General features: G+C 58.9%; 18 protein-coding genes and 1 riboswitch. Of the genes, 5 read left to right on the forward strand and 13 right to left on the reverse strand.

Features of this window, described 5'->3' with window-relative positions; all coding sequences use genetic code 11:
- Positions 1-14: 14 nt before the first annotated feature.
- The 12 genes from AC2FNR_RS01075 to dnaK all read right to left on the reverse strand — a co-directional run bounded on the left by AC2FNR_RS01075 (position 15) and on the right by dnaK (position 10,823).
- Entirely contained in the window at positions 15-749 is a 735-nt protein-coding gene (locus tag AC2FNR_RS01075; protein ID WP_480868973.1) for an ABC transporter permease, read from the reverse strand.
- Positions 746-1,471: an ABC transporter ATP-binding protein gene (locus AC2FNR_RS01080; RefSeq protein ID WP_496847670.1), complete on the reverse strand. Its 726-nt coding sequence runs from the start codon at positions 1,469-1,471 to the stop codon at positions 746-748. The genes AC2FNR_RS01075 and AC2FNR_RS01080 overlap by 4 nt, the downstream gene beginning before the upstream one ends.
- Positions 1,468-2,142, reverse strand: coding sequence for a thiaminase II (gene tenA / locus AC2FNR_RS01085; RefSeq protein WP_496847671.1), 675 nt, complete (start codon positions 2,140-2,142; stop codon positions 1,468-1,470). The genes AC2FNR_RS01080 and tenA overlap by 4 nt, the downstream gene beginning before the upstream one ends.
- Positions 2,139-3,074, reverse strand: coding sequence for an ABC transporter substrate-binding protein (locus tag AC2FNR_RS01090; protein WP_496847672.1), 936 nt, complete (start codon positions 3,072-3,074; stop codon positions 2,139-2,141). Before AC2FNR_RS01090 ends, tenA begins: the two co-directional genes overlap by 4 nt.
- Before the next feature lie 17 nt (positions 3,075-3,091).
- Positions 3,092-4,057 carry a ThiF family adenylyltransferase gene (locus tag AC2FNR_RS01095; protein WP_496847673.1) on the reverse strand — a complete coding sequence of 322 codons (966 nt, stop codon included), beginning with the start codon at positions 4,055-4,057 and terminating at the stop codon, positions 3,092-3,094.
- The gene (locus AC2FNR_RS01100; protein WP_496847674.1) at positions 4,054-4,650 is read right to left on the reverse strand and encodes a thiamine phosphate synthase; all 597 of its coding nucleotides are present in this window, start codon (positions 4,648-4,650) and stop codon (positions 4,054-4,056) included. Before AC2FNR_RS01100 ends, AC2FNR_RS01095 begins: the two co-directional genes overlap by 4 nt.
- Positions 4,647-5,411: a thiazole synthase gene (locus AC2FNR_RS01105; RefSeq protein ID WP_496847675.1), complete on the reverse strand. Its 765-nt coding sequence runs from the start codon at positions 5,409-5,411 to the stop codon at positions 4,647-4,649. The genes AC2FNR_RS01100 and AC2FNR_RS01105 overlap by 4 nt, the downstream gene beginning before the upstream one ends.
- Positions 5,412-5,413: 2 nt before the next feature.
- Entirely contained in the window at positions 5,414-5,608 is a 195-nt protein-coding gene (thiS, locus tag AC2FNR_RS01110) for a sulfur carrier protein ThiS (protein ID WP_170355656.1), read from the reverse strand.
- Positions 5,592-6,569, reverse strand: coding sequence for an FAD-dependent oxidoreductase (locus tag AC2FNR_RS01115; protein ID WP_496847676.1), 978 nt, complete (start codon positions 6,567-6,569; stop codon positions 5,592-5,594). The genes thiS and AC2FNR_RS01115 overlap by 17 nt, the downstream gene beginning before the upstream one ends.
- Complete coding sequence (gene thiD / locus AC2FNR_RS01120; protein ID WP_496847677.1) at positions 6,566-7,369, reverse strand: bifunctional hydroxymethylpyrimidine kinase/phosphomethylpyrimidine kinase; 804 nt, start codon at positions 7,367-7,369, stop codon at positions 6,566-6,568. The genes AC2FNR_RS01115 and thiD overlap by 4 nt, the downstream gene beginning before the upstream one ends.
- A gap of 46 nt (positions 7,370-7,415) precedes the next feature.
- A riboswitch (TPP riboswitch) is annotated at positions 7,416-7,522 on the reverse strand.
- Positions 7,523-7,695: 173 nt separating this feature from the next.
- A complete protein-coding gene (gene dnaJ, locus AC2FNR_RS01125) occupies positions 7,696-8,841 on the reverse strand; it encodes a molecular chaperone DnaJ (RefSeq protein WP_170355653.1) in 1,146 nt (381 codons plus the stop codon).
- A gap of 74 nt (positions 8,842-8,915) precedes the next feature.
- The gene (dnaK, locus tag AC2FNR_RS01130) at positions 8,916-10,823 is read right to left on the reverse strand and encodes a molecular chaperone DnaK (RefSeq protein ID WP_496847678.1); all 1,908 of its coding nucleotides are present in this window, start codon (positions 10,821-10,823) and stop codon (positions 8,916-8,918) included.
- A 213-nt stretch (positions 10,824-11,036) separates the two neighbouring features.
- Between dnaK and AC2FNR_RS01135 the strand changes: the two genes are divergently transcribed.
- Positions 11,037-11,639: an alpha-ketoglutarate-dependent dioxygenase AlkB family protein gene (locus AC2FNR_RS01135; RefSeq protein ID WP_480868958.1), complete on the forward strand. Its 603-nt coding sequence runs from the start codon at positions 11,037-11,039 to the stop codon at positions 11,637-11,639.
- Here the strand turns inward: AC2FNR_RS01135 and AC2FNR_RS01140 are convergent.
- Positions 11,636-12,463: an ABC transporter permease gene (locus tag AC2FNR_RS01140; RefSeq protein ID WP_170755481.1), complete on the reverse strand. Its 828-nt coding sequence runs from the start codon at positions 12,461-12,463 to the stop codon at positions 11,636-11,638. The genes AC2FNR_RS01135 and AC2FNR_RS01140 overlap by 4 nt on opposite strands.
- A gap of 122 nt (positions 12,464-12,585) precedes the next feature.
- Between AC2FNR_RS01140 and cysQ the strand changes: the two genes are divergently transcribed.
- The 4 genes from cysQ (at position 12,586) to AC2FNR_RS01160 (ending at position 16,312) form a co-directional block, all read left to right on the forward strand.
- Positions 12,586-13,383 (forward strand): 3'(2'),5'-bisphosphate nucleotidase CysQ, encoded by a 798-nt coding sequence (gene cysQ / locus AC2FNR_RS01145; protein WP_496847679.1) that lies wholly within the window; start codon positions 12,586-12,588, stop codon positions 13,381-13,383.
- Positions 13,383-14,183 (forward strand): 3-deoxy-manno-octulosonate cytidylyltransferase, encoded by an 801-nt coding sequence (locus tag AC2FNR_RS01150; protein ID WP_496847680.1) that lies wholly within the window; start codon positions 13,383-13,385, stop codon positions 14,181-14,183. The genes cysQ and AC2FNR_RS01150 overlap by 1 nt, the downstream gene beginning before the upstream one ends.
- A gap of 70 nt (positions 14,184-14,253) precedes the next feature.
- Positions 14,254-15,237 carry a UDP-glucose 4-epimerase GalE gene (gene galE / locus AC2FNR_RS01155; RefSeq protein ID WP_496847681.1) on the forward strand — a complete coding sequence of 328 codons (984 nt, stop codon included), beginning with the start codon at positions 14,254-14,256 and terminating at the stop codon, positions 15,235-15,237.
- A gap of 7 nt (positions 15,238-15,244) precedes the next feature.
- On the forward strand, positions 15,245-16,312 hold the full coding sequence (locus tag AC2FNR_RS01160) for a glycosyltransferase family 2 protein (protein ID WP_496847682.1): 1,068 nt from the start codon (positions 15,245-15,247) through the stop codon (positions 16,310-16,312).
- Positions 16,313-16,402 lie beyond the last annotated feature (90 nt).

Consider the following 16,402-nt stretch of genomic DNA (forward strand, 5'->3'; position numbering starts at 1 on the left):
CGGTTTCCAAACCGTTAACGCGCTTCACCTGCCATGCGCGCCGTGGCGCGGCGGATGATCAGATGCAGCAGAATCGAAAACACGCCCAAGGTCAGCATCGCGGCAAACATCAGATCGGTCTTGGCGCGCCCATTGGCCAGCAGCATTAGATAGCCCAAGCCTTGAGACGAGCCCACCCACTCGCCAATCACGGCCCCGATGGGCGCATAAACCGCCGCCAGCCGCATCCCCGACGCCAACGAGGGCAGCGCCGCCGGAATGCGGATATGCCACAACACTGCACGCGGGCTGGCCTGCATGGTGCGTGCAAGGTCCAGATAGCCGGGGGGCGTACGCATCAGCCCGTCGAAAAAGGATGAGGTGATCGGGAAATAGATGATCAGCACCGCCATCGCGACCTTGGACCACAGCCCATAACCCAGCCACAGGGTCAGCAACGGGGCCAGAGCAAACACCGGCAGCGCCTGTGTAAAGACCAGCATCGGCTGCACCAACACACGCGCTGCCCGCGAATTGGCCAATTGAAGCGCGGTGATCACGCCGAGAGCTGTGCCGAAAGCCAATCCGATCACCACCTCAACCGCCGTGATCCATGTATGTTCGGCAATCACCCAGCGGTTCTGCCACCATGTCTCAGCCACCAGCGCAGGACCGGGCAGGATGAATTTCGGCAGACCCGTCAAGCTGACAATCGCCTGCCAAACGGCCAGCGCGAATACAGTTGCGGCAAGGGCGGACAGGATCTTCATGCCGCCTCTCTCAACAACCGCAACAACGCGCCCTGCGTCTCCAACGTTTCCAGGTCATCCACATGGCGCGGGGCCGGGGCCGAAGGCGGCTCGCAGGGCGTCAGCCCCTGCGCCGTCATCACCATGATGGATTGACCCAGCCTTGCGGCCTCGGCCGGATCATGCGTCACCAGCAACACGGTGCGCCCGGCCAGCGCCTCGGCCGCCAAATCCTGCATATCGGCGCGGGTGCGGGCGTCGAGGGCCGAGAACGGCTCATCCAACAGCACGATGGGCCGGTCCTCCATCAACGTACGCGCCAAGGCCACGCGCTGACGCTGACCGCCCGACAATTCACCGGGTTTCTTGGTCAGATGATCCTGTAATCGCATCCGCTCGATCAGACGATCCCGGCGGGCCAGGTCGGGTTTCTCGCCCCGCAGACGTGCACCCAGAGAAACATTCTGCGCCACCGTCGCCCAAGGCAGCAGCAGGTCGTCCTGCGCCATGTAAGCGACGCGGCTTGGCACTGGCTGCGTGTCGCTGGCTGTGATCTGTCCTTTGAAATCCGCGCCCGTCTCCAATCCAGCAATCAAGCGCAGAACGGTGGTTTTCCCCACACCCGATCCGCCCAGCAGACAAGTCCACTGCCCCGCCCCAAGGGTCAGGGTCAACGGCGCGAACAAGGGCGCGCCGTCGATTGTGGCCGAGCCACTGATGGTCAGATCAGGCGCTTGGGTCACGGGGTCAGGCCCATTTGCCAGAAGTTGACCTCAAGCTCGGTCGCAGTGCGGAAGGTCTGACACAGTCGATCCCAGCGTGGTGAAGCCTCAAAATCTGCCCCAATACGCCGCGTTAGAGCCTGATCCAGCAATTCTCCGACCGCTTGACATGCGCCTTGGTAGTCCTCACCGGCATAGGTGTTGATCCAATCGCGATAGGTCTCGGATGTCGCCTCGGCAGCCAGCCGCGCGCCGATCTCACCATAACCCATGACGCAGGGCGCAAGAGCCGCGAGCAGGTCGAGCAGATCACCACTGTATCCAGCCTCTAGCACGAACCGCGTATAGGCCAGATTTTCGGCTCGCTCGGGAGTCGCGAACAGCTCCTCCTGCGAAATCCCGGCCGCTTCGCAGATGCCGATATGCAGCTGCATTTCTTCGGCGACCAGAGCGTTCACCGTGCCCACAGCGGTCAACATCTCGGAATGTGTTTCCGATTTCACCACCGCCAAAGCCCAGGCACGACTGAAATGGGTCAAGAACACGTAATCCTGCCGCAGATAGTGCAGGAACGCCTCACGCGGCAGCGTGCCGTCCTTCATGCCTTCGACGAAGGCGTGGCGGGTATAATCCCGCCACGGCCCTTGTGCCGCATCACGCATCAGCGCGAATGCTCTGCCGTAGCCGCTCATTGCGCGGTCACATCAATGGTGATGTCACTGACCGGGTTGATGCTGTCGATCATGCCGCTGTCTTTCAGGAACGTCTCGAACCGTGCGTACCGACCAGCGTCAAAACCAGCGGGACGCAAGGCAAAACGGGGCAGCGTGTCGACCCATGCACGGGCGTTCAGCTCATCCTGCAGCTCGGGCGAGGTGGCGGCGAAAATCTCCCAGCTTTTTTCCGGGTTGTTGACGATATATTGCGTAGCTTTCTCGGTCGCGGCCAGAAAACGCGCGATCATGTCAGCATCCATGGTTTCGGGGTTGGCCACGTAGATAAGCTCATCATAGGGCGGTACGCCTTCTTCCTCGATGTAAAAGCAGCGGCCCGCGACACCTTCGATATCCATTTGGTTCAGTTCGAAATTGCGGAACGCACCGATCACCGCATCCACCTGCCCGGTCATCAGCGACGGCGACAGCGAGAAGTTCACGTTGATCAATTCGATATCGTCCAGCGCCACCCCATGGGCGTTCAGCATCGCGGTCAGAATGGCCTCTTCCACGCCCGCGACCGAGAAGCCTATCTTTTTACCCTTGAGGTCGGCCAAAGATTTGATCGGGCCGTCTTCCAACACCAGTAGGCAGTTCAGCGGGGTCGCAACCAGCGTGCCTACGCGTTTCAGCGGCAGACCTTCGTGGATTTGCAGGTGCAACTGCGGCTGATAGGACACCGCCAGTTCAGCCTGACCTGCTGCCACCAGACGCGGCGGAGCCGAAGGATCGGCCGGCGGGACGATTTCAACCTCAAGCCCCTGCTCGGCGAAATAGCCATTTTCCTGCGCCACGATGATCGGGCCGTGATCGGGGTTGATGAACCAGTCCAGCAGGACGGTCATCTTATCCTCGGCCCAGGCCGGCGCAGCGACCAGCAGGGCAATGGCAGTAATCAGTTTTTTCATATCTCGCGTATCCTTCTTTACGAGGTCGAGGCCGCGACGAGGACAATCTCGCCCGGCCAATCCGGTTGAATCTGTTCGGCAGCACGCCATGCGCGCAGACCAGTTGCACAGCACAAGGCCAGTCTTTTGCCTTGTTTAGGCTCTATTTCTTGCAAATTTTCAGGCGAAACGCGCTGCGCGTTCGGATGCGCTGGGACTGCTGCCTCTGCCTCATCGCGCAGCTCGACGATCTGGTCATCCGTGCTGAGTTGGCTGGCTGAGACGAACCGAAAACAGCTATTCGGCTCGAGCGCGGTGTCGAACCGGAAGGTGCTGGTGCGCAGGATACGGGCGTCATATTGCACCATCTGCCCCAAGGGCGAGGGCGTGACCCCAAGGATCAGGTTCAGCGCCATCTGCGCCTGCATCGCGCCTATTGTCCCAACGACCGGACCTAGTACACCGGCGGTTGCGCAGCTCGCTCCGCTATCGGGCGCGTCAGCGAACACCGCGCGCAGCGATGGTGCCCCTCCGCAGAACCCACCAACATAGCCCAATAACCCCAGCACCGAGGCGCTGACCAACGGTTTCCCCTGCGCCAGACACGTGTCCGACAGAATATAGCTGGCCGCATAGCTATCCGCACAATCCAGGATCACATCAGCCTGCGCGACCATATTGGGCGCGTTTTCGTTTGTTAGAGCCTGTTTCAGCGCCTCAACGTCAATCTCATCATTCAAGCTCCGGCAGTGCTCAGCCGCCACATCAGCCTTGGGTCGACCACAATCCGCCTGCGCGAACAGAGTCTGGCGATGCAGGTTGGACAGATCAACTGTATCCCCGTCCATCACCGTGATCCGCCCGACTCCAGCCCCAGCCAGCAAGGGTAGAACCGGCGCAGCTAACCCTCCGGCCCCGACGACCAACACATGCGCCGCAGACAACCGCGCCTGCCCTTCTGCCCCCACCTCAGGCAGGATGGTTTGGCGGGCATAACGGCTCATCGGGTGGCCTCGATCCATTGGCGCACGCGCGCTTCGGGGTCCGTGTTCAGGGTGATGTCTGTCACGACCGAGACGATATCCGCCCCCGCCTGCAAAACGCCCGGCGCGCGTTCGACGCTCATCCCGCCGATCCCGACCAAAGGGATATCGCCCACCCGCGACTTCCATTCGGTGACACGTGGCAGGCCCTGCTGATGCCACTTCATCTTTTTCAAAATGGTCGGATAGACCGGCCCCAGCGCCACATAATCCGGGTCCATGGCCAGAACGCGTTCCAACTCGTCGTCATCATGGGTCGATACGCCCAGCTTCAGTCCAGCCTTGCGAATGGCTTGCAGGTCGGCGTCGTCCAGATCCTCCTGCCCCAGATGAATCCAGTCACAACCCAGATCAATCGCGGCCTGCCAATAGTCGTTCACCACCAGAACCGCGCCATAGTGGCGGCACAGATCGCGCGACAGGGTAATCTGTTCACGCACCACCGCATCGGGCTGATCCTTGACGCGCAGCTGCACCAGTTTGACACCCAATGGCAGCATCCGCCGCAGCCAGTCCGAGTGATCAAAGATCGGGTAAAAGCGGTCGAGGCTCATGACAGAAACGCCTTTCCGATCACAGGGGTCGAGGGTTCGGCCATATCGCGCGCCTCAATCGGGTCGGCCTGATGGGCCAGTTGCCCGGCAAGGGTCGCCTGCATCATGGCCTGCGCCATCGCCGGCGGATCACCGGCACGCGCGACGGCCGTGTTCAGCAGAACAGCGTCATAACCCAGCTCCATCGCGCGCGCGGCGTGGCTGGGCAGGCCAATGCCAGCATCAATCACCAACGGCACATCCGGGAATTCCGCCCGCATCGCCCGCAACGCGTATTCGTTGTTCAATCCGCGCCCCGACCCAATCGGCGCGCCCCAGGGCATCAGCACCTCACACCCTGCGGCCAGCAGACGTTCACCCACGATCAGATCGTCGGTGGTGTACGGGAAGACCTGAAATCCATCCTCGGTTAGGATGCGGGCAGCTTCGACCAGTTGGAACACATCCGGTTGCAGACTGTCCGTGTGGCCGATCAGTTCCAGCTTGATCCATTTGGTGTCGAACACCTCACGCGCCATATGTGCGGTGGTCACAGCCTCTTTGACCGTGTGGCACCCGGCGGTGTTTGGCAGGACCAACACGCCAAGATCGCGGATCATCTGCCAAAATGTTTGCCCCGCGCCAGATTCCCGTCGCAGCGACACGGTGGCCACCCCGGCCCCGCTTTCCCGAAACGCCTGCTCCAGAATGGCCGGGCTTGGATATTGCGCCGTGCCCAGCATTAAGGGGTTGGGCAAATCTGTGCCGTAAAACGTTTTCATCCTCAGCCCCCCTGCATCGGTGCGACGACCTCGACCCGGTCGCCATCTACCAGTTCGTGCGCAATGCGCAGGCTCGAAGGAACGAATTCCTCGTTCACCGCCGTTGCGACCCGGCCCGAGAATCCGCATTCAACCAACATTTCCGCCAGCGTCAGAGCCGTTATTTCTCGGGTCTCGCCATTAAGCACGATCTTCATCGACCATCTCCGAATGTTTATTTTCAAGCGCCAGATCGGCCACACCCTGCGCCAGCGCCGGGGCCAGTAGATAGCCGTGGCGATAAAGACCGTTGGCGTAAATCATGTGCCCCAACCGCCGAATACGCGGCAGGTTGTCGGGGAAGGCAGGACGTAGATCGACGCCAATCTCCAGCACCTCGGCCTCGCCGAAGGCCGGGTTCAACGCATAAGCCGCGCTGAGCAGTTCCAGCATAGACCGCGCGGTGATGCGGCTGCTGTCCTCGCTCTCGATCATCGTCGCACCCAGCATGTAGACGCCACCACCACGCGGAACGATGTAAAGTGGCATCCGGGGATGCAGCAACCGCACCGGCCGGGTCAAAGTGACCTCGGGGCAGCGGATCACCAACATCTCACCCTTCACACCTCGCAGATCATGCAAGACCTCGCGCGCGTGCAGCCCCCGGCAGTCAATCGCGTTTTCCAACCGCGAAGGCGCAAGCTTGCGGTGGAACACAACGCCCTGATCCTGCAACTGTCGATACAGGTCATGCAGCGCTTGACGCGGATCAAGATGTGCCTCTTGCGCAAAGTGCAGACCCTTGGGGAAATCATGTAAATCAGGCTCTAACTCAGAGATTTCAGATTGACCGACTTCGACGAATGCTTCAGTCCTACGCGCAAATCGTCGTAAATCAGGCAAGTCGCGCGGATTGGCCACAACCAACGTCCCACACCGTTGCACCTGAGTCCGCGCGGCCCACCAATCCAACGCGGTCTGCCCCAAACGCATCACTGGCTCTTCAGCATTTTCATACTCGCACCATGGGGCTAGCATCCCACCGGCCCACCAAGAACAACCATGCGCTCCGGGTGGCCCGCCGGGGTCAAAAACCTGCACTTGTGCCCCGCGCGAGACCAATTCACTGGCCACAGCCAAACCAGCAACGCCCGAACCTATGACCGACCAGATCGTCACGCAGGCCAAACCTGGTGGAAATGATGCACCGGCCCATGACCATGCCCAATGTTCAAACGATCTGCTTGTGCAATCGCACCCTGCAGGTATTCGTGCGCCTGCGCGACTGCGTTGGGAACTGACAACCCCTTCGCCAATCCCGCCGCAACCGTAGAAGACAATGTGCACCCGGTGCCATGCGTATTTTTGGTTTGACGGCGGGGGGCCGAGAATTCAGCGATCAAGCCCGTCCGATCCATCAAAAGATCGTGGCAGACGTCACCCTTTCCATGTCCCCCCTTCATCAATACGGTCTGAGCCCCAAGGTCGCATAGCCCAAGCCCCTGTTCGATCATCTGTTCTGTAGTCTCCGCGTCCGACAAGCCCAGTAAACATGACGCCTCGGGCAAATTCGGCGTCAGTACAGAAGCACACGGCACCAACACATCACGCAATGTCTGCACCGCGTCCTCAGCCAGCAAGGAGTCACCCGATTTGGCGATCATGACCGGGTCGAGCACAATCGGACCGCCGAACCCGGTGATACTGTCAGCCACGGTTCGGATAATTTCTGGAGTTGCTAGCATCCCGATCTTGATCGCCCCGACATCCAGATCGCTAAGCACGGCCTCAATTTGTGCTGCAATCACATCCAACGGAATACTGTGAACAGCCGTCACCGCCCGCGTGTTCTGCGCCGTGATCGCCGTGATCACGCTGGCGCCATACACTCCAAGAGCAGACATGGCCTTGAGGTCGGCTTGAATGCCGGCCCCCCCTCCACTGTCCGAACCTGCTATCGTCAAGGCAATAGACGCCATATCGTTGCTCCAGATTATCTTGGGCAATCGTGGCGTAGAAAACGTCCATAATTTGGCGACCGTTCCCTCCGCCGGTATTGCCCGGATCAGGTTCGATGGGTTGATGCAATAGCACCTCTCAGCCCCTCACAAGAGGCACCCCAACGGTTGGTGCGGAACATTTCAGGCACGCGAGAAATAATCAAGAGGATTCTGCGAGGCTCTGCCTCACGTTCCGAGCTACTTGTGGCCAGATAAAGTTCGGATCCCCTGCTTCATCTGGCTATAAATATCTCGGGGGAGTCGCCCGGAACGGGCGGCGGGGGCAGAGCCCCCTACCCTGCTTTTCAGCCCTTCATTCCATCCCAGAAAGATTTGACGGATGAGAAAAAGCTTTTGGACTCTGGGTGGTTGTCTTCACCTAAGTCGTCGAACTCTTTCAACAGCTCTTTCTGGCGGCTTGTCAGGTTCACCGGCGTTTCCACCGCAAGTTCAATGAACATGTCCCCTACACCACCACCGCGCAACGCGGGCATACCTTTACCACGCAGGCGCATCTGACGGCCAGACTGGCTGCCAGCTGGAATCTGAACGCGACCACGCCCGCCATCGATGGTGGGGACTTCGATCGACCCACCCAGGGCTGCTTTGGCCATGCTGACAGGTACGCGGCAATAGAGGTTCACGCTGTCACGCTCGAACAGTTTATGGTCCGACACTTCGACGAAGATGTACAGATCACCCGGAGGACCACCCCGCATTCCAGCCTCACCCTCGCCCGCTAGGCGAATGCGCGTACCGGTTTCGACACCAGCCGGAATATTGACCGACAGGGCGCGTTCTTTTTCCACGCGACCCGCACCGCCACAGGATTTACAGGGGTTCTTGATGATCTGACCCAGACCCGAACAGGTCGGACAGGTGCGTTCCACCGTGAAAAAGCCCTGCTGCGCACGGACCTTACCCATGCCCGAACAAGTGGGGCAGGTCGTGGGTTCTACACCACCTTCCGCACCCGAGCCATCACAGGCCGAGCAGGCCACAGCGGCAGGCACGTTGATGGTTTTTTGCAGACCCGAGAACGCCTCTTCCAGCGTCACGCGTAAGTTATAGCGCAGGTCCGAGCCGCGCGCCGCGCGACGTCCACCGCCTCCGCCACGTTGGCCGCCCATGAAATCGCCGAACAGATCGTCGAACACGTCGGAAAACGCGCTCGAGAAATCGCCCTGACCAAAGCCGCCGCCAGGACGGCCGCCACCGGTGCCGTTTTCAAAGGCCGCGTGGCCGAAACGGTCATAGGCTGCCTTGCGCTCGGCGTCCTTCAGGATGTCGTAAGCCTCGTTCGCTTCTTTGAACTGGGCCTCAGCGTCCGGGTTGTCCTTGTTGCGGTCGGGATGCAATTCCTTGGCCTTCTTGCGAAAACCCTTCTTGATCTCATCCGCCGATGCGCCCTTGGCTACGCCGAGCACATCGTAGTAGTCGCGTTTTGACATCAGTATGTCCTTCTGCCTCAACGTAAATGGGCCGGCCCGGAGAACGGACCGGCCCGAATTGGCCCGGTGAGCCGTTAGTTACGTTTGTCGTCGTCCAGATCTTCGAACTCAGCGTCGACAATGTCATCATCGCCCGGTGCGGCATCAGCTGCGGCCGGTTCATCTTCGCCATCTTCAGCTTGCGCCTTGTAGATAGCTTCGCCCAGCTTCATCGCGGCTTCGGTGACGTTCTGAATGCCAGACTTGATCTTGTCGGCGTTTTCAGTTTCCAGCTCGTCCTTCAACGCGGCAATCGCCAGTTCGATGGCTTCGATGGTGGTCGGGTCGACCTTGTCGGCATGCTCTTCCATCGACTTCTCGGTCGAGTGGATGAGGCTTTCCGCCTGGTTCTTGGCATCGACCAGCTCGCGGCGTTCCTTGTCGGCTTCCGCGTTCTCTTCGGCGTCCTTGACCATCTTTTCGATATCGTCGTCGGACAGACCGCCCGAGGCCTGAATGGTGATCTTCTGTTCTTTGCCGGTGCCTTTGTCCTTGGCCGAAACCGAGACAATGCCGTTGGCGTCGATGTCGAAGGTCACCTCGATCTGAGGCATGCCGCGCGGTGCGGGTGGGATATCTTCGAGGTTGAACTGACCCAGGATCTTGTTGTCCGCAGCCATTTCACGCTCACCCTGGAACACGCGGATGGTTACAGCGTTCTGGTTGTCTTCGGCCGTCGAGAAGACCTGAGACTTTTTGGTCGGGATGGTCGTGTTGCGGTCGATCAGGCGGGTAAACACGCCGCCCAGCGTCTCGATGCCCAGCGACAGCGGGGTCACGTCCAGCAGAACCACATCTTTGACGTCGCCTTGCAGAACACCGGCCTGAATAGCGGCGCCCATGGCAACCACTTCGTCCGGGTTCACGCCTTTGTGGGGCTCTTTACCGAAGAACTTGGTGACCTCTTCGATCACTTTCGGCATCCGGGTCATACCACCGACCAGAACAACCTCATCCACGTCGCCAGCCGACAGGCCCGCGTCTTTAAGGGCCGCCTGGCAAGGCTTCATCGACTTCTTGATCAGGTCGCCAACCAGCGATTCCAGCTTGGCACGGGTCAGCTTCATGACCATGTGCAGCGGCTGGCCGTTGGCACCCATCGAGATAAACGGCTGGTTGATTTCGGTTTGCGAGGTCGAGGACAGCTCGATCTTGGCTTTCTCAGCGGCTTCTTTCAGACGCTGCAGGGCCATCTTGTCTTGCGACAGGTCGACACCGTGTTCCTTTTTGAACTCATCCGCCAGGTAGTTGACGATGCGCATGTCAAAGTCTTCACCACCCAGGAAGGTGTCGCCGTTCGTCGATTTGACCTCGAACAGACCATCGTCGATTTCCAGGATGGTCACGTCGAAGGTACCGCCACCAAGGTCATAAACCGCGATGGTTTGGGTTTCTTCCTTGTCCAGACCATAGGCCAGAGCAGCCGCTGTCGGTTCGTTGATGATCCGCAGCACTTCCAGACCGGCGATTTTACCGGCATCTTTGGTGGCCTGACGCTGAGCATCGTTGAAATAGGCGGGAACAGTAATAACCGCCTGTGTGACTTCCTCACCCAGATAGCTTTCTGCGGTTTCCTTCATCTTGCCCAGTGTGAAGGCCGAAATTTGGCTTGGGGAGTACTTTTCACCGCGGGCTTCGACCCACGCGTCGCCGTTGCCACCATTCACGATGTTGTACGGCACCATTTTCTTGTCTTTTTCGACTTCGGCATCATCCACGCGACGACCGATCAGACGCTTGACGCCAAAGATCGTGTTGTCGGGGTTAGTGACCGCCTGACGTTTTGCAGGCTGACCGACCAGTCGCTCATCTTCGGTGAAGGCGACGATCGAGGGCGTGGTCCGCGCCCCTTCGGCGTTTTCGATGACCTTCGGCTGCGAGCCGTCCATGATAGCCACGCACGAGTTGGTGGTTCCCAGGTCAATCCCGATTACTTTACTCATATGTTCGATCCCTTTCTCTTCAAGGCGATGTCCCGAGGCCGGGACCCGTTATGGCATCCCTGCCTCGATCTCAATTGCGCAATGGCCCTACACCATGACGCGTCCCGGCGTATATAAGGGCGAGACCAAAAGCCTGCAAGCGGTGTAAATCGCAGGTTTTCGGGAATCTGTGGCCTTTTTTGCAAGGTTTTGGCAAGGATTGGGGAATCTTGGATGGCACGGCTGCTTTTGCGCGATTTCGATATACGAAAAGCTTATCTGGACGGGCACGCTCAGGCGCAACTGGTCGATCTGCTGCGGCCGATTCTGAAATCTGCGCCATTGTTTCGACCAACTACGGCTTCGGGCAAGGAAATGTCAGTCCGCATGACATCCGCCGGATCTTTGGGATGGGTATCAGATAAAGCGGGATATCGGTATCAGGATCTGCACCCTAAAGGCATGTCATGGCCTGCTATCCCCGACCCCATCCTTGATATCTGGCGGGACCTCGCATCATCCGAACGCGATCCCGATTGCTGCCTGATCAACTACTACGGCGAAGGAACGCGCATGGGGCTTCATCAGGACAAGGACGAGGCGGATTTTTCATGGCCCGTTCTGTCTGTCTCACTGGGTGACGACGCGCTGTTTCGCATCGGCAACACCACCCGCGGCGGCAAGACCGAGTCGATCTGGCTGAACTCGGGTGATGTCGTAATCATGGGCGGACCTGCGCGCCTGGCCTATCATGGCATAGACCGAATTAGGTTCGGTTCATCCCGGTTGCTGCCCAAAGGGGGGCGGATCAATCTGACCTTGCGTGTCGCACGTTAACTGCGGGCACCCCAGCTTTGCGAGATATGCTGGCGTGTAAAGAAAATGCCCAGCAGCCCGATCAGCAGCAAGACAAGACCGACCCACAGCGGGTACTCCCAACTTGTGTTGCGCGGAAAGTAGTTGCGAAACACAAACCCGCGGCACTGATCAATAATGTGAAACAGCGGGTTCCAGATGAACATCAATAAAGTAAACCCTCCCAAACTGTTTGCTACAAACATCTTGCCCGAGAAAATCATGTTCATACGCCGGTACACGGTCGAGGAAATGGACACAAAAGTTGGCAGCCAAGGCTTCAGCGCCATGAACACAACGCCTACAGCGCATCCCGTGAACCATGCCAAAACCAGCATGTAGAACGCACCACCAGGATCTTGCACCTCAAGCGGTTCGATCGCGACGTGGTATACAAACAGGATCACCAGGATCGAAACGAGCTGAGTGTATAATGTCCCAAAGGCCGCTGCCAAAAGCGATACCATCATGTTCATCGGAGAATGCAACATCATCGGATTGTTGCCCGTTGAAACCCCAGACACACCACTGACAGACTTCACATGGGTCAGAAACAGAAATACCCCGGACAACAAAAACAGGATCGGGTTACCGCGAATCTTTGCAACACCCGTAATTTTACCGACCAAGGTCATGATCAGATAGAACACCGTGACCAGCGCAAGAATTTGCACAATGTTCATAATTACGGCCAGCACAGCATTCGACCGCTGCGAACGGATGCTGCGCACGACCGCATGATAGATCAGCTCAAGTGTGGTAAAGGCACCGCCCACCAGCGATTTATTTCGCTCAAAATAAAACACGTACGCACTCTTTCCCGCTGAATCGCCTGCAATTTGCCACGAATTTCTTGCCGTTCCGTAACCGGCGCATCATAAGGCCGTCAGAATTTTCGATCAACAAATCACTGGAACGGAGCATTGTTGTGACCTACGACGCCCTCATCCCTGTCATTCGACGCCTCGCCTTGGAAGCTGGCGACAAGATCATGGAGATTTATGAGGCAGATGATTTCGACGTCAAAGTCAAATCCGATGCCAGCCCCGTGACCGAAGCGGATGAGGCTGCAGACGCTCTGATTTCGGCCGGGTTGCGCGCTGCGTTTCCCGATATTCTGCTGGTGACCGAGGAACAGGCCGCCTCGCATTCGGAGAAAGGCGAAACGTTCCTGATCGTTGACCCGCTGGACGGGACCAAGGAATTCATCAACCGGCGCGGCGATTTTACGGTAAATATCGCTTTGGTCGAGAATGGCGTGCCGACGCGCGGCGTTGTCTATGCACCCGCTAAAGGGCGCATGTTCTATACCCAACCGAATGGCCAATCGGTCGAGGAAACTGGCACGTTGCACAAGGCACAAGCGGGGGATGTGACACCGATATCAGTCTCTAAACCAGACAATTCGGCGCTGATGATCGTGGCGTCGAAGTCGCACCGGGATCAGGCGACCGAGGATTACATCAACAAATATCAGGTCAAGGACAGTAAAAGCGCGGGCTCGTCGCTGAAATTCTGTCTGGTCGCCACAGGCGAAGCGGACCTCTATCCCCGCGTGGGCCGTACGATGGAATGGGACACCGCCGCAGGCCACGCTGTTCTGGCCGGTGCGGGCGGACACGTGGTGCGGTTCGACGATCATTCCCCCCTGACCTACGGCAAGGACGGCTATGCAAACCCGTTCTTCATCGCCTACGCTCCGGGTGTTGAGCTGAAGGAGGCCTGATGTCTGTTCTCATCGCTATTCCCGCCCGCTACGCCTCGACCCGCTATCCGGGCAAACCGCTGGTGCCGCTGACCGGGGCTAGCGGCAAAGCCATGACCCTGATCGAACGGTCCTGGCGCGCGGCCTGTTCGGTGTCGGGCGTCGACAAGGTGGTTGTTGCCACCGATGACGACCGTATCCGCGCCGCGTCCGAGGCGTTTGGGGCCGAGGTCGTGATGACCTCGGAAACTTGCCAGAACGGCACCGAACGTTGCGCCGAGACCCATGCCAATCTGGGCGCGGGCTATGACATTGTGGTCAATCTGCAGGGCGACGCACCCCTGACGCCGCATTGGTTTGTCGAGGACCTGATCGCGGGCCTGCGCGCCGCACCCGACGCCGGGGTTGCCACGCCAGTGCTGCGCTGCGATGGCGATGCGCTCAACAGCCTGCTGAACGACCGTAAACATGGCCGGGTTGGTGGCACCACTGCCGTTTTCGCGGCAGATCATAGCGCGCTCTATTTCTCTAAAGAGGTGGTGCCCTATACCGCGCAGTCCTATGCGGCCACTGACGACACCCCGGTGTTTCACCATGTGGGCGTCTATGCCTATCGCCCAGATGCGCTGGCGGCTTATCCCACATGGCCCACGGGCCCTCTGGAACAATTGGAAGGGCTGGAACAGCTGCGCTTCATGGAAAACGGCCGCAAAGTTCTGTGCGTCGAGGTTGAGGCCAAAGGCCGCCAGTTCTGGGAGCTGAACAACCCACAGGATGTGCCCAAGCTGGAACAGATGATGGCCGAGATGGGCCTGGATTGAATAAAACTGACGCTGGCGTGTTTATCCAACAGGAACTAAACACGCCCGGTTTCGAAAACTGGATACTGAATTGACGCATATTCTTGTCACCGGCGGGGCCGGATATATTGGATCGCATGCCTGCAAGGCGCTGGCGCAGGCCGGCTATACACCTGTGACCTATGACAACCTGATCACCGGTTGGCAGGACGCGGTGAAATTCGGGCCCTTTGAACAGGGCGACCTGCTGGACCGCGCCCGGCTGGATGAGGTTTTTGCCAAGCACCAACCCGCCGCCGTCATGCATTTCGCCGCCCTCAGCCAGGTGGGTGAGGCGATGTCCGAGCCTGGTAAATACTGGACCAACAACGTCACCGGCTCGCTATCCCTGATCGAAGCCGCGGTCGCCGCGGGTTGCCGGAACTTTGTGTTCTCATCGACCTGTGCGACCTACGGCGAGCACGACAATGTGGTGCTGGATGAAGACACCGCGCAATTGCCGCTGAACGCCTATGGGGCCTCAAAACGGGCGATCGAGGATATCCTGAGGGATTTCGAGGCCGCGCATGGGCTGAACCACGTGATTTTCCGCTATTTCAACGTGGCGGGTGCGGACCCCGAGGGCCAAGTGGGCGAATTCCACCGCCCTGAGACCCACCTGATCCCTTTGATGCTGGATGCCATTGACGGCAAGCGCGACGGGCTGACTGTGTTCGGCACCGATTATGATACGCCCGACGGGACATGTATCCGCGACTACGTGCATGTTTGCGATCTGGTGGATGCCCATGTGCTGGGGCTGAATTGGCTGGAACAGGGCAAGGGCAGCCGGGTGTTCAATCTGGGCACCGGCTCGGGCTTTTCGGTGATGGAGGTGATCGGACATTCCAAAGCCGTCACCAACCGCGAGGTGCCCTATTCAATCGGCCCACGCCGGGCTGGAGACTGCACCAAACTGGTTTCAGGGTCCGTCCGGGCCGGGGAGGAACTGGGCTGGTCGCCGGAAAGATCCACGTTAGAGACTATGATTGGCGACGCCTGGCGGTGGCACCAAAACGGCAATTACGAGAAATGAGCTTTTGGTGACCGATCCCGCACCCGATAACCTTCCGCCCATCAGTTGGACGCAGAAGTATCGGTTGCGGCTGAAACGGAGGCGGCTGTTGTGGCGATCCTTTCGCAGTCGCCACGACCTAACGGCCCTGGCAAACCGGACCGCTGGGATCGGACAAGACGCAATTTTGGCCTTTACCACTCTGCGCAACGAGATCACCCGTCTGCCCTGGTTCCTGCGCCATTATCGCGCGCTGGGTGTTGACCACTTTCTGATCGTGGACAATGGCAGCGATGATGGCTCGGTCGAGCTGCTGCGCGACCAACCGGATGTTTCGCTATGGCAAACGCAGGCCAGCTATCGTGCGTCGCGCTTCGGCTTGGATTGGCTGACATGGTTGCAAATGCGCTATGGTCACGGGCACTGGACCTTGATGGTGGATGCCGATGAACTGCTTGTCTATCCTGACTACGACACCCGGACCTTGCACGACCTGACCCCATGGCTGGACGCAAGGGGACAGCGCTCTTTTGGTGCTTTGATGCTGGACCTGTACCCCAAAGGCCCGCTGGGTGCCGAACCTTATAACTCTGAAACCGACCCAACCGACCTGCTGAGCTGGTTCGATCCGGCGCCTTACAGATCACGAAGGCAGTCGCCTTTAGGTAATCTCTGGGTGCAGGGCGGTGTGCGGGAGCGCATGTTCTTTTCAAATAAGCAGGACCGATCCCCAACCCTGAACAAGATTCCACTAATACGTTGGTCGCGGCGGTATGCCTTTGTAAACTCGTGCCATTCCGCATTACCCCGAGACTTGAATGCCACCTACAACGGGCCGAATAACCAAACCCCATCCGGGGTATTGCTGCATACGAAATTCCTGCCCGAGATCGTCGAAAAATCGCAGTCCGAAAAAACCCGCCGACAGCATTTCCACGATCCAGATCAATTTGGTGACTACTATGACGGGATAGCCGATCGGCCGACTCTCTGGACCTCTCAATCCGCACGCTACACGGGTTGGAAAACGCTGCAGCGAGCCAAACTAATGGGTCTAATTGAGTGGGAAACCGCCACTGGGGCTAACGACTTGTAAATGCATTGCTTTGATACATGAAAAAATGGCATAACTCGACAATCACCCGGCACCACTCTGGCACATCCAGGCCCCGGGGATGCTCGCGTA

Source organism: Ruegeria sp. SATB045, from assembly GCF_059613525.1.